Source organism: Halorientalis sp. (genome assembly GCF_028275115.1).
Classification (GTDB): domain Archaea; phylum Halobacteriota; class Halobacteria; order Halobacteriales; family Haloarculaceae; genus Halorientalis.
On sequence record NZ_JAQCNH010000108.1, the window covers coordinates 24,507 to 37,024 of the forward strand.

11 protein-coding genes and 1 tRNA gene are annotated in these 12,518 nt (G+C 65.2%); 5 read left to right on the plus strand and 7 right to left on the minus strand.

What is annotated here, in order from left to right; genetic code table 11:
• Positions 1-54 precede the first annotated feature (54 nt).
• On the plus strand, positions 55-723 hold the full coding sequence (locus tag Q0964_RS14650; RefSeq protein WP_299268987.1) for a TVP38/TMEM64 family protein: 669 nt from the start codon (positions 55-57) through the stop codon (positions 721-723).
• On the opposite strand, the gene Q0964_RS14655 is transcribed toward Q0964_RS14650, so the two are convergent.
• The gene (locus Q0964_RS14655) at positions 717-875 is read right to left on the minus strand and encodes an HVO_2523 family zinc finger protein (RefSeq protein WP_299269008.1); all 159 of its coding nucleotides are present in this window, start codon (positions 873-875) and stop codon (positions 717-719) included. The two genes, Q0964_RS14650 and Q0964_RS14655, sit on opposite strands and share 7 nt — an antisense overlap.
• A gap of 128 nt (positions 876-1,003) precedes the next feature.
• On the opposite strand from Q0964_RS14655, the gene Q0964_RS14660 reads away from it, so the two are divergent.
• The 3 genes from Q0964_RS14660 to Q0964_RS14670 are packed head-to-tail and all read left to right on the plus strand — an operon-like array spanning position 1,004 to position 3,110.
• Positions 1,004-2,485 carry a molybdopterin-dependent oxidoreductase gene (locus Q0964_RS14660; protein ID WP_299268989.1) on the plus strand — a complete coding sequence of 494 codons (1,482 nt, stop codon included), beginning with the start codon at positions 1,004-1,006 and terminating at the stop codon, positions 2,483-2,485.
• A 49-nt stretch (positions 2,486-2,534) separates the two neighbouring features.
• Positions 2,535-2,810: an ArsR/SmtB family transcription factor gene (locus Q0964_RS14665; protein WP_299268991.1), complete on the plus strand. Its 276-nt coding sequence runs from the start codon at positions 2,535-2,537 to the stop codon at positions 2,808-2,810.
• Positions 2,811-2,819: 9 nt separating this feature from the next.
• Positions 2,820-3,110, plus strand: a complete 291-nt coding sequence (locus Q0964_RS14670; RefSeq protein ID WP_414652172.1) for a DUF8036 family membrane protein — start codon at positions 2,820-2,822, stop codon at positions 3,108-3,110.
• Positions 3,111-3,326: 216 nt separating this feature from the next.
• Here the strand turns inward: Q0964_RS14670 and Q0964_RS14675 are convergent, their stop codons facing one another.
• From Q0964_RS14675 to trpD, 5 genes are all read right to left on the minus strand, one after another.
• Positions 3,327-6,467, minus strand: coding sequence for an adenosylcobalamin-dependent ribonucleoside-diphosphate reductase (locus Q0964_RS14675; protein ID WP_299268995.1), 3,141 nt, complete (start codon positions 6,465-6,467; stop codon positions 3,327-3,329).
• A gap of 704 nt (positions 6,468-7,171) precedes the next feature.
• A complete protein-coding gene (gene trpG / locus Q0964_RS14680) occupies positions 7,172-7,789 on the minus strand; it encodes an anthranilate synthase component II (RefSeq protein WP_299268998.1) in 618 nt (205 codons plus the stop codon).
• Positions 7,786-9,498, minus strand: coding sequence for an anthranilate synthase component I (gene trpE, locus Q0964_RS14685; protein WP_299269000.1), 1,713 nt, complete (start codon positions 9,496-9,498; stop codon positions 7,786-7,788). Before trpE ends, trpG begins: the two co-directional genes overlap by 4 nt.
• Positions 9,495-10,136: a phosphoribosylanthranilate isomerase gene (locus tag Q0964_RS14690; RefSeq protein ID WP_299269002.1), complete on the minus strand. Its 642-nt coding sequence runs from the start codon at positions 10,134-10,136 to the stop codon at positions 9,495-9,497. The genes trpE and Q0964_RS14690 overlap by 4 nt, the downstream gene beginning before the upstream one ends.
• Positions 10,133-11,134 carry an anthranilate phosphoribosyltransferase gene (trpD, locus tag Q0964_RS14695; RefSeq protein WP_299269004.1) on the minus strand — a complete coding sequence of 334 codons (1,002 nt, stop codon included), beginning with the start codon at positions 11,132-11,134 and terminating at the stop codon, positions 10,133-10,135. The genes Q0964_RS14690 and trpD overlap by 4 nt, the downstream gene beginning before the upstream one ends.
• Positions 11,135-11,324: 190 nt before the next feature.
• Here trpD and Q0964_RS14700 point away from each other — a divergent pair.
• Positions 11,325-11,399, plus strand: a tRNA-Val gene (locus tag Q0964_RS14700).
• Positions 11,400-11,440: 41 nt separating this feature from the next.
• On the opposite strand, the gene Q0964_RS14705 is transcribed toward Q0964_RS14700, so the two are convergent.
• Positions 11,441-12,229, minus strand: coding sequence for an HNH endonuclease (locus Q0964_RS14705; RefSeq protein ID WP_299269006.1), 789 nt, complete (start codon positions 12,227-12,229; stop codon positions 11,441-11,443).
• Between the last annotated feature and the right edge of the window lie 289 nt (positions 12,230-12,518).

The following is a 12,518-nucleotide window of genomic DNA, read 5'->3' on the forward strand; positions in this document are numbered from 1 at the left end:
GCGTTGTGAGCCCACCACAAGAGGTATACCGTACCGGAATCCCCTCATGAGTAGATGCGAGACGTGGCGCGCCAGCGACTGCTCGTCGGGTCGGTCCTCGCCGCCGTGGCGGCCGTCGCAGTCGCCGGTCGCTCGCCGACCGCCGTTCTTCGGTGGGTCGAGAGCCTCGCCGGTCAGCCGGCGCTGTTCGCCGTCGTGCTGGCGGGTCTCTACCTGCTTCGCCCGCTCGCGCTCCTCCCCGTCGCCGTGTGTTCCGTCCTCGCCGGCTACGTGTACGGCCTCGCGGGCGTCCCCGTCGCGCTGGCTGGCGCGGCCGTGACCAATCTGCCCGTTTTTCTGCTCGCTCGCTACACGGGGCTCGGCGGCGCGCTGTCGACCCGGTTCGAGACCCGCGCCGGTCAGTTCGTCGCGACGGCCGGCGCGTTCCGGAGCGTCGTCGTGGCCCGACTCCTGCCGCTGCCGTCTGACGCCGTCTCCTACGCCGCCGGCCTGACGCGGGTCCCCCTGCGGCACTACCTCCTCGGCTCGACCTGTGGCGAGATTCCGTGGGTGATCGCCGCCGTCCTCGCGGGCCGGTCGATGCACGACCTCACTGCGACAGGGACGGTCGTCGGTCTCGACGTCGTCGTCGGACTGGTCGCGCTGGCGGGCCTGTTGCTCGCCGGGCCAGCGTACCGGTATCTCGTCGACGGGCACCGGCCGGGAACCGCCGACGCTCAGTAAAACGTGTCCGCGCAGTCGTAAACCACGCCGTGCTCCGGGCAGACGTACTTGCAGTGGCGGCTGTACATCGGCCGCTCACACAGTGGACAGGGACGACCCGCCGGACCGGACACCCGGCCAGCACCGTCGGACTGGCCGTTCTCGTCACTCATATCCTCGGCCAGGGCGAGCGCGGGCTTGACTCTTCGGGTCGATCCGGACCGAATTCTAGAACCATCCCGAACGGAGTCGGTCCGGAGTTCGGACAATCGGTTTCAGTGGGCGTCCCTTCTCATCTGGTATGTCACGGTTTCGTGCGCAGTTGCCAAACGCGCTGCCGACGCTACTGGTCGGCCTCGTAGCCGGTATCACCGCCGTCGTTGGCTCGTACGCGGCCGCCGGGTTCACGCCTTCGTTCGTCATCACACCCGTAACGGCCTGGATCACCGAGGCGAGTCCAGCCGCGCTTACCAACTACGTCATCGAGAACCTCGGTGACCTCGGGCACACGCTCATCCTCCTGAGCGGGGTCGGACTGGTCACCGGCGGTGTCGGTGTACTGGTCGTCGGTTCACGCTTTCTCGGCCAGCAGCTCAACAACCGGGCGCTCCCGGTCGTGGCGACGACGGTCGGCACCTGGGCGTTCGTCACCGCGACGACCGGCCAGGCGTTGCTCGCGCTCGGCGCGGCCCTCCCGCCGGGGGTGGTCGTTCTGCTGACCGTCGCTGCACCGTCGCTCCCGACGCCGGAACCGGTCGACTCGCGCCGTCGGCAGATCATCGCGGGGAGCTTCTCCGTCGCTGGGTTCAGCCTCGCCGGATACACCGTGGGGCAACGGCGCACGCCCGAACTCGGCGGTGAACCGCTCTCAGAGAACTCGAAGCAACAGCAGCTGCTTCAGAACGCGTCCGAAGAGTCCTTCTCGATGGACGGTGCGGAGCCGCTGGTCAGCGAGAACTTCTACACCGTCGACATCGCCAACGTGAATCCAACGGTCGACGAGTCCGAGTGGGACTTGACGATCACCGGCGAGGTCGACGAGGAGACGACGCTCGACTACGCGGCGCTGAAGAACATGGAGTCGGTCGACCGCTTCGAGACCCTGCGGTGTGTCGGTGAGGACCTCAACGGAAAGAAGATGGACACCGCCCTCTGGACGGGCGTCCCGCTGGAGAACATCGTCGCACGGGCCGGCCCGGACGGCGACTGCGACTGCGTGCGGCTCCGGGCGGCCGACGACTACTACCAGGTGTTCCCGATGGACGCACTCGAGGACAGCCTGCTCGCCTACGGTATGAACGGCAGCGCGCTCCCACGCGGGCACGGCTACCCCGTCAGGGCGCTTATTCCGGGTCACTGGGGCGAGATTCAGGTCAAGTGGATCACCGAGATCGAAGTCCTCGACCAGGACGCCGAAGGCTACTGGGAGGAGAGAGGCTGGCACGGAACCGGGCCCGTCGAAACCGTCGCAAAGCTCCACGCCGTCAACGACCTCGACGACGGGCGCAAGGAGGTCGGCGGCCACGCCTACGCGGGTATCCGGGGCATCCAGCAGGTCGAGGTGTCGACCGACGGCGGTTCGACGTGGACCGAGGCCGAACTCACCGAACCGCTGGACGGTATCGACGCCTGGCGACAGTGGCGCTACCGCTACGACCCGCCCGATGGGTCCCACGAGGTGGTCGTCCGCGCAACCGACGGAAACGGGACGCTCCAGACCCAGGAAGAGCGAGGGAAGTTCCCACGCGGTGCGACGGGGTGGGTGTCCAGGACTGTGCAGTGAGAGACCAGCATTCATAAACCGGAACCGTGATAATTCTGACTCAGAGTCGATGGAGAAGGCCCTGTGGTATCTGTTGGCCGGCACGCGAGGAGGTGAGAATCGGGCTCGGATCATCCGGACGCTCGACGAGCGCCCACGCAACGCGAACCAGCTCGCCGAACAGATCGACGTCGATTACAACACTATCCGGCACCACTTAGAGATGCTCGAAGACCACGACGTGGTCGAGCCGGGCGGCGACGACTACGGCAAGCTCTATTTCCTCACGGACCGCTTCGAGCGCCACCGCGACGCCTTCGAGGAGATCATCGAACACGTGGAGTGACCTATGGCAATGACTACCTGGATTACGATCGCAAGCGGACTCGCGGGACTGAACGTGCTGTTGCTGGCAGCCCTCAGCTCCGTCTGGCTGCGCAACTACCGGCAGTTCAGATCGCCGCTCATCCTCGGCCTGCTCGCGTTTTCGACCGTGATGCTCGTCGAGAATCTCGGTGCTATCTACTTTTTCTTCGACATGGGTATGCTGTACGCAAGCGACACGATGGCCCAGCAGTTCGTCGTCGCCCTCCGCGGACTGGAGACTATCGCACTGGCCGTTCTGACCTACGTCACCTGGCAGTAGCGCCGGGCCGCCGTCACTCCGCATCCGCGTCGCCTTCTCGTCGGTCCACGCCGAGAGGTCCGAGACGGCTTCGATGGGCCCCATCCTCACCGGCGGCGTCGGGCCGTGAGGTCTAATGTCTCTGCCGGCAGAAAAAACAGAAAACCGGTGCATTCGGTCGGTCGCTCCCCGTAGTGTCACACGCTCCAGGTGTAAGTGGGGTATATTACCAGACCGTCAGCACTCCGACCAGCCACAGGACTCGCAGGTCTTGCAGCCTTCGGAGTAGTACAGCGTCATCGCACCACAGTCGGGACACTCCGGACTCTCGCCGCTGGAGATGAGTTCCTGTGTCGTATCCTCACCGGGCATAGCCTGTGTCGTCGCACCGCCGTCCGGTTCCGGCGTGCCGGAACCGGTGTCGGCGACGGCCTCGGCGTTGGGGTCCTCGGCGGTCTCGGTGTCGGCGGCCGTCTCCTCGAGGGTCTTTTGCTCGGGATAGCCCTTGTCGATCTCGTCGTCGAGGTAGCGACGCAGAGCCGTCCCGATGGCGTCCGGAATGGACTGGATCTGCTCGCCCTTGTCCCAGGCGACCTTGGGGCTCCGGGTGCCCTGGAGTTCGTCGACGACCTCCACGGGGTCCACGCCCGAACGCAGCGCCGTCGAGATGACTTTCGCCAGCGCCTCGGTGAAGGAGTTGGTGAACCCGCCTGAGTGGCCGATGTTGGCGAACAACTCGAACGGCTCGCCCGTTTCGGGGTCCTCGTTGATCGTCACGTACACCTTCCCGTAGCCGGTGTCGATACGCTGGGAGACGCCCCGGAGTGCGTCGGGCCGAGAGCGCTTGTCGGCGTACATGCTCGCGTCCAGGTCGAACAGGTCCTCGGCGGACGCGTCGAGTTCGGTCTGGACGTCCTCGTGGTCGAGGAACGCCTGGAGGCTCCCGAAGATGTCCTCGATCTGCTCCGAGAGCACATCTGCGGCCTCCTGTTCGTCCATCTCGGAGAACTCCGTGTTGTCGGCGCGGGTCGTCAGCACCTGTTTCGAGCGGGTGCCGTCGCGGTAGTAAGTGACGCCTTTGCCGCCGTGTTCGTAGATGTACTCGAACACTTCCTTGGCGTCCTCGACGGAGGAGTCGTTGGGCGCGTTGACCGTCTTCGAGATAGCCGAGTCGACGCCCTCCTGACAGGCCGTCTGAATCGCGGCGTGCTGTTTCGCCGTGAGGTCCTGCGTGGTGACGAACAGTTCGCCGATGGCGTCCGGGACGGTGTCGAGGCCGTCGATACCGTCGAACCGGTTCTCGGCCATCTGTTCCTGTGCGTCCCGTTTGACGGCTTCGACGTCGATACCGTTCTCCTCCAGCACGCGCAGGAAGTAGTCGTCGAACTCGACGAGCATCTCGTCGCCCTGCACGTCGTCGGAGACGTTCTTGTAGTAGGCGACGTTGTAGATCGGCTCACAGCCGCCGGTCGTGTTGCCGACCATGCTGGTGGTCCCGGTCGGCGCGATGGTCGTCGTGTTGTGGTTGCGAATCGCGAACCCGTTTTCCCACTCGTCGGCGTCGAGACCGGTCTGTTTCTCGAACCACTCGCGGTACTCCGTGGGATCGGCGTACTTCGAGTTGTGCCACTCGTCGAACGTGTCGCGTTCGTCGGCAAGTTCGTGGGAGGCCCACTTCGAGCCGTGGTTGATGTGGCGCATGATCTGGCGGGCGACCTCGTTGGAGGCCTCGTCGCCGTACTTCATGCCGAGCTGGACGTACAGCTGTGCCAGCCCCATCACGCCGAGGCCGATCTTGCGCATCTCCCGGACCTTCTGTTCGATCTTCTCGACCGGGAAGTCGGACATGGTGACCACGTTCTCCAGGAAGCGGGTCCCCATCTCGATGCGGTGGTCGAACTCCTCGGTGTCGAGCGCCTCGGAGAGGAAGGCGTCGACCGCGTCTTCGAGACTGTCGTACTCGTCGCGGTGTTGTTCGGACCAGAGACGCCAGTCCGGGGCGTCCTCGTCGGCCAGCGTCGAGAGATTGATGTGGCCGAGGTTACAGGCCTCGTACTCTTCGAGGGGCTGCTCACCGCAGGGGTTGGTGGCGAGAATCTGGTGGTCGGGATGTTCCTCGACGTCGAAGGAGTGTTCCTTGTTGATGCGTTCGAGATAGACGACGCCGGGCTCGCCGTTCTCGTGGGCGCCCTCGACGATGTGCTCCCAGACCTTCTCGGCGGGCACAGAGAGGATTTCGCCGACCTCGACGTGGTCGCCCAGCCCGAACATGTCGTACAGTTCTTTCGTCTCGGGCGTGGCGACGTGGGGTTCGTCGGTCCGGGGGTTGGTGAACGTGAACTCTTCACCGGCTTTGACGGCATTCATGAACTCGTCGGTGATTCCGACGGAGATATTGAAGTTCGACAGGTGGCCCTCGACGGCGTTCCGGAGGTGTTCGGGCACCTTGCCGCCGTCGTCGATGAGTTCGCGCGCTTCCTCGAGCGCGTCGGCAAAGGAGTTGTGCGTGAAGTCGTCGGGGTCGTTCAGGCGCAGGGTCTCTGCAAGGGAGACGTCCTTGTTCTTGGCGTGGATGAACTGGATCACGTCCGGGTGCGAGACGCGCATGACGCCCATCTGGGCACCCCGGCGGGCACCGCCCTGGGCGATAGTCTCACACATCTGGTCGTACGTGCGCATGAACGTGATGGGGCCGGACGCGATGCCGCCGGTCGAGCCGACGGCGTCCCCGTACGGGCGGAGTCGCCAGAAGGCGTAGCCCATGCCACCGCCGGACTGGAACACCTGGGCGGCCTCCTTGGCGGTCTCGTGAATGTCGTCGATGTCGTCCTCGGGCGAGTCGACGAAACAGGCCGAGAGCTGCTGGAGTTCGTCGCCCGCGTTCATCAGCGTGGGCGAGTTGGGCATGAACGCGAGTCGCTCCATCAGGTCCTGGAACTCTGCGGCGGTGTCCTCGACGTGGTCGCGGACCGCGTCGGGTAGCTCCGGAACCAGCGTCTCGTAGGCGAACTTGTTGACGTTGTAGACGGAGACTGTGGTCTCGACGTCGGCGTCGGCGGTGACGCCTTTCCCGAACACCTCCGCGGCGAGTTCGTCCCGTCGCGGGTGGTCGGGCTTGAGCTGATCGGGTGTCGCGGTGATTTCGACATCCCGCTTCCCGGCCTCGAAGACGGCCTCGGCCAGGGCGATGTTCCTGCCGACTCGCTCGAAAAGGTCCTCCTGCTGTTCGATCAGTTCCCCGTCGGCGCCTTTCCGCAGGTACCGCGCGGGGAGGATATTGTGGTATGCGTTACCAGTAAGGCGCTTCTCTATGGAGGAACCCTCAGTGCGCTTGATCGGTAGCGTCACCTCGTCAGTCGAGAGGTCGTGCCGACTCACGGACGCTCTCCCCCTTCGGGTGCTGGCTGGCGGACGATTCGCGATTTGATTCTGGACTTCTGACCTATCATTTGTGACGGAACTCGTGTTAACGTTGAGTGCGAATAACCCTTGTCGTTGGGGCGTTTTCCGCGCCGATACAGATGTGACTTATTTGTTATTTTGTGCCCGCAAGCACCGCTTGGCGAGCGTGATTACTACGGTCAGTAGCGAGGGGCGCACGCCTGTTAAGCCTGAGCAGACCGGAGTGAAAGTGAAGCGCCAATCGAGAGAACCCGGAGACGGGAAGGGTGTTTCCAATAGAAATGAGAGGGGGTTGGGGTGTGTTGTTTGGGCGAAGCGGCCGTGTTTCTTCGACAGCACCGGCACCCGGATAGAACGGCTCGGAATCCACAGGCGTCGGCAGGGCACGCCGCTCCGGGTGAGCCGCGAGTCGCGCGGTTCGGACGCGCCGTGACCTCGACACGAAGCGGCGGGACTGGCCCGTACGTTCCACTGCGTGGCTGTGGTAGTTTCGACCATGGTACCGGTTCAGCTCGGACCGCTGGGGTCACCGCCCGTGTTGTTGCTCGGACTCCTCGCGTTGGCCGCCGTGACCGTGGTCGGTCGGGCCCTTCTGCGTCTCGCGTGGTCGCTGCCGTCGTCGTCGGTGTCCTGTGGGCACTGGGGGCGGTTGGACTCGGCGACGTACTGGTCGCCACGCCTTACTGACCGGCCCAGTCGAGGAAGTTCCGGACCACGTCGTGGCCCACTGCGGTCAGGACCGACTCCGGGTGGAACTGGACGCACTCGATTGGGTGCTCGCGGTGGCGAATCCCCATGACCAGTTCCACGCCCTCGTTCTCACAGGTCGCCGTCACGTCGAAACAGTCCGGGACCTCGGTCGCGACCAGTGAGTGGTACCGCCCGCCCTGGAACCCCTGGTCCAGTCCGGCGAACACGCCCTCGCCGTCGTGGTCGATGGCGAAGGCTTTCCCGTGAATCGGTTCTGGCGCGCGTCCGACCGCCCCGCCGTAGACGTGCGCCGCGGCTTCCAGACCGAGGCAGACGCCGAGCGTCGGCACGTCGGGACTCACATCACGTAACACGTCGTTGGTCACGCCCACGTCGCGCTCGTTCCCGGGGTGACCCGGCCCGGGGCTGATAACGATAGCATCGGGGTCGTACGCGTGCACGTCCGCGAGCGAGGCGGTGTTGCGGACGACCTCGGTCTCGGCGTGTTCGCTGACGTACTCGACGAGGTTGTAGGTGAACGAGTCGAAGTTGTCGACGAAGAGGACTCGGGGGCGGCGCTGGTCGGTCCCCCGGTCGGCGGCGCTCATCGGGACACCTCCTCCGGGTCGGTCGTCGGGTCGTCGCCCTCCTCGGGGCGGGCGTCGGCCTCGATGGGGCGGTCGGCGATCCGGTCCAGTGCGGTCAACACGCCGTTCATTTTCTGTTTGGTCTCGTAGTACTCGCTCGTCGGGCCCGAGTCGGCGACGATACCCGCGCCGGCCTGGACGGTGATGCGGTCCAGGTCGTCAGGGCGGTCGGCGGTGTACGGTCCCGTGCCACTCTCGACGGTGGCGGTGCGAATCACGATGGCGAAGTCCGTGTCGCCGGTCCAGGAGTAGTAGCCGACGCCGCCGCCGTAGAGCCCGCGGGGCTCGGGTTCGAGGTCGTCGATAATCTCCATGGCCCGAATCTTCGGGGCGCCGGAAAGCGTCCCTGCGGGGAAGGCGGCGCGGGTGGCGTCGAACTGGTCGGCGTCGTCGGCGAGCGTCCCCGTCACGGTCGATTCGATGTGCTGGACGTGACTGTACTTCAGGACGTTCATGAACTCCTCGACGCGCACACTCCCAGGGTCGGCTACCCGGCGCACGTCGTTGCGTGCCAGGTCGACGAGCATCGTGTGTTCGGCCCGTTCTTTGCCGTCGGCGAGCATCTCACCGGCCAGCCGGCGGTCCTCGACCGGGGAGGTCCCGCGGTCGCACGTCCCCGCGATGGGGTTCGAGACGATTCGGTCGTCCCGGACCGAGATCAGCGTCTCCGGACTCGCGCCGACGACGGTCAGCCCGTCGTAGCCCAGGAGGTACATGTACGGTGAGGGGTTCACCGTCCGGAGTGACTCGTAGAACGCCAGCGGGTCCACGTCGCCGTCGAGTTCACGCGTCCGGGAGATCACACCCTGATAGATGTCGCCGTCGAGGACGTGTTCTTTCGCGCGCTCGACCGCGGCCTCGTAGTCCTCGCGGGGGTCGGCCCGCTCCGCGTCAAGCTCGAACCCGTCAGTTTCGAGGGCCACGTCGTCGACGAGCAGGGCCGCGACTCGCTCGGCCTCGGCCACGAGTTCGTCGTAGCGGTCGCCGGCGTCCTCGTCGGGCGTCACGAGCGGCGTGAACACCAGTGAGACGGTGCCGTCTTTCTCGTCGAAGACCAGCGTCTTGGTGTTCAGGACGAACTGGGCGTCGGGGAGTCGGCCCTCGGGATGATCGAGACCGACCTCGTCGAGCCACATGTCGTAGACGGCGTCGTATGAGAGAAACCCCACGAGGCCGCCGTCGAGGTGCTGGCGGTCCGAACCGTTGAATCCGCGCAGGGTCGCGTCCGGGAGTGCGCGCCGGAGGTGGTCGACCGCGTCCCCGGGAGACTGCGACCGATGGGTCGAGGAGTCTTGCTCCGCCGCGTTCGCGTCGTCGCTCCCGCCCGTCGAGACACGGCCCTCGTAACGGTCGTCAAACGTCTCGACGCGCGCGCCGCCGGACTCGACAGTCACGACCGCCTCGGGGTCGTAGCCGACGAACGAGTAGCGGGCGTGGCGTTGCTCTTTGGTCGGCGCGAACGCCCCATCGGGGTCGCTGGAGGCGACTTTTTCGGCGCTCTCGAGCAGGAAGGCGTACGGCGCGGGCTCTGCGCCGGTCGTCCGGCCGGTCAACGCGGCGTAGGCGGCGAGCGGTTCGACGTCGGCGGGGAGGTCCGCGGCGACGCGGACGACTGCGGGTTCACTGGTGTCCGAACGGTCCAGAAACGCCTCGCGGCTGGTGTCCATCATGCACCGACCTCCACGCTCTCGGCTCGCTCGACGAACCGCCGGACGGCATCGTGGTCCTTGCGGCCGCCCTCGAACTCTACCCCGCTCGCGACGTCCACGGCGAACGGCTCGACGGTCTCGACCGCTTCGGCGACGTTGTCCGGTGTGAGGCCACCCGCGAGGATCACCGGCGTCTGGAGGTCCGCGACCAGTTCGGCAGTGCGCGCCCAGTCGTGTGTCTCGCCGGTGCCGCCACCACCCTGCTCGTCCACCGAGTCGACGAGGAGGGCGTCGGCCGCGTCGGCGTAGGCGTCCACGGCCGCGTCGGTGGCGTCGACGGCGGCAACTACCTGCGCTGGCGCGCGCTCACGAACCGCGGCGACGTCTTCGGGTCCCAGACTCCCGTGTAACTGGACGGCGTCCGGGTCGACACGTTCCACCAAGCCGACGGCCCGGGAGACAGTGTCGGGCATCGTCACCAGCACGCTCGCGACGAACGGCGGAACGGCGGCGGCGAGGACCGCGGCCCGCTCGGTCGATACCTGCCGCGGCGTGTCGACCGTCACGGCGGCGGTGATGCCAACCGCGTCCGCGCCGGCGGCGACGGCCGCGTCGCGGTCGCTCTCGCACGTGATACCGCAGATTTTTGCCCGTGTCATTGCTCGACCGCACAGAGGTCCGCGAGTTTCTCCGCGGCCCCACCCCCGGCGATGGCCTGCCGGGCACGCTCGACGCCGTCGCGATGGGAGTCGGCCTCGCCGGCGACGTAGATGGCCGCACCCGCGTTCGCGAGGACGATATCCCGTTTGGGACCCGTTCTTTTGCCCTCGACGACCCCGCGAAGGTCCGTGGCGTTCTCCTCCGGTGACCCGCCAGCAACGGCCTCGATGTCCGCCCGGTCGAGACCGAGGTCGGCGGGTGTGATCGTATACTCCTCGACGGAACCGCCCTGTACCTCAGCGACGGCCGTCTCGTCGTGGATGGCAATCTCGTCCAGTCCGGCCCCGTGGACGACCATCGCGTGGTCGACGGGCATGTGCGTCAGGGAGTCGGCAATCAGTGGTACGAGTTCGGGGTCGTAGACGCCGAGCACCTGTGCGTCCGCGCCGGCGGGGTTCGTCAGCGGGCCGAGAACGTTGAATATCGTCCGCATCCCGAGTTCCTTGCGCGGACCGATGACCGCCTTCATCGCCGGGTGGAACACGGGTGCGAGCATGAAGCCGATTCCGTCGTCCTCGATTGCTGTCTCGACGGCCGGCGGTTCGGCCTCGACGTTCACGCCGGTGGCCTCCAGCACGTCGGCACTCCCAGAGGACGACGACACCGAGTAGTTGCCATGCTTGGCGATCGGTACGCCTGCCCCACTGGCGACGATCGCGCTCGTCGTCGAGACGTTGATCGTGTCGTAATCGTCGCCACCCGTGCCGCAGGTGTCGACCAGCGGCGACCGGGCCGGCGAAATCGTTCGTGCAGCCTCTCGCATCCCCTGCGCGAAGCCCGCGATCTCGTCTTCCGTTTCGCCTTTCGCACGCAGCGCCGCCAGCAGTGCGCCGATCTGTGCCTCCGTCGCCCCCTCGAAAACCGCCGTCGCGGCTTCCCGGGCCTGTGCGACCGTCAGGTCCTCACCCTCCGTGACTCGTTTGACGTAATCCTGCATTGTGGACACCAATGAACGTATCCGCGTTGCGATGTACAAATCCGTTCATCATATTAAGTGTGTCGAGTTCGTGGCGGTCGGGGCGGCCCGCGAACGCGTGCGACACGGACACAAGCGCCGGAGGGAGCGGATTTCTTCAATCCGAAACCTTCAATTACCACTGTGGATTACGATGCTGTGCAGGAAGTACGGGTTCGTGGTCTAGGTCGGTTACGACACCTCCTTGACATGGAGGAGGTCGACGGTTCAAATCCGTCCGAACCCATTAAAAATTTTATAGGTACTGTTCCGGGAGACGATTCTGTGCTATATTTGGTCGGTATCAACAGTCTCACCGGGTGTATCGGGGTGGTGCGTTCGACAGACAGTTGTCAAGTTTCTGAGTGAGTGTGCATCGCGCACGGGTTTCTCCCGTTTGACGAACAGTCGCAGTGGGACGGCGTGGTGAACGTCGAACCCGAACCCGAATTGGGCTTCGTGTTCCTCGTTCGTGATTCCACAGACCGTGCAGCGGTAGTCGTCGCGTTCGAGGGCTCGTCGGCGCTGTCGGTACCAGCCGTCCCGGTAGTGTGTGGAAACATCATCTTCAATATAGATGTCGTTGTTCTGCCCCCAACACGCCATCGAACAGTACTCGGTATCCAGCGATTGCCGTCGCTCGAAGGTCTTTTCACAGCCGGGACAGGTGAGTTCGACCTGTCGCCGTCGCGGTTTCCCGGCACAGTCGTTCGAACAGAACTGTCCGTCACGGACTGACGGGTAGTACCGAAAGTCCTCGCCGCAGGTTTCACACGCACTCGTTGCCAGCGATTCCCCACCGGTAATGTCGAGTCGGGCGAGCCAATGGCAGATCGTGGTCTTGGCGACGTTGCACTCGTCGGCGACGTCCTGTTGGTCACGGCGTTTCTCGACGTACTGCTCGCGAAGCCACTGCCGGTCCTGATACCGATGGACCGCGTCGATATCGTGCCGGTCGAGCCACCGACGGGTCGTGCTGGAGGACGTCCCACACATCTCGGCAATCTCGTTTGATGATCTCCCGTTCTCGGCGTATCGAGTCCGGAGAAATTCCGCGTCACGGTACCGGCTACTCATCGGCGACCTCCACGGCTGACGAGCGATACTCGGCAAAGTCTTTGAGCGTCTGTGTCGAATCGGATATTGCTTTTCGGCTCCGAGAGGTATGGTCGCCTGTTCTTAGCTGATTATAGGCGCTAATCCCCCTTTCTCAAGGAGCGACCGGAGGGAGCGAGTAGGGAGGGGATACAGCGTCCCCAGAAATCTCCGATTTCTGGTGTGCGAACGAATCGCGGAGCGATTCGTCCACGCCGTCATCGTTTCACTTCCACTACACTGCATGCCCTTACTATCCCTGCGGTCGAAG

Excerpts from the sequence above, each read along its gene's own strand:
- Q0964_RS14650 (WP_299268987.1), top strand. The coding sequence starts at position 55 with ATGCGAGACGTGGCGCGCCAGCGACTGCTCGTCGGGTCGGTCCTCGCC.
- trpD (WP_299269004.1), bottom strand. The coding sequence starts at position 11,134 with ATGCAGGATTACGTCAAACGAGTCACGGAGGGTGAGGACCTGACGGTC.
- trpG (WP_299268998.1), bottom strand. The coding sequence starts at position 7,789 with ATGAGCGCCGCCGACCGGGGGACCGACCAGCGCCGCCCCCGAGTCCTC.
- Q0964_RS14665 (WP_299268991.1), top strand. The coding sequence starts at position 2,535 with ATGGAGAAGGCCCTGTGGTATCTGTTGGCCGGCACGCGAGGAGGTGAG.
- Q0964_RS14690 (WP_299269002.1), bottom strand. The coding sequence starts at position 10,136 with ATGACACGGGCAAAAATCTGCGGTATCACGTGCGAGAGCGACCGCGAC.
- trpE (WP_299269000.1), bottom strand. The coding sequence starts at position 9,498 with ATGATGGACACCAGCCGCGAGGCGTTTCTGGACCGTTCGGACACCAGT.
- Q0964_RS14705 (WP_299269006.1), bottom strand. The coding sequence starts at position 12,229 with ATGAGTAGCCGGTACCGTGACGCGGAATTTCTCCGGACTCGATACGCC.
- Q0964_RS14655 (WP_299269008.1), bottom strand. The coding sequence starts at position 875 with ATGAGTGACGAGAACGGCCAGTCCGACGGTGCTGGCCGGGTGTCCGGT.
- Q0964_RS14670 (WP_414652172.1), top strand. The coding sequence starts at position 2,820 with ATGACTACCTGGATTACGATCGCAAGCGGACTCGCGGGACTGAACGTG.
- Q0964_RS14660 (WP_299268989.1), top strand. The coding sequence starts at position 1,004 with ATGTCACGGTTTCGTGCGCAGTTGCCAAACGCGCTGCCGACGCTACTG.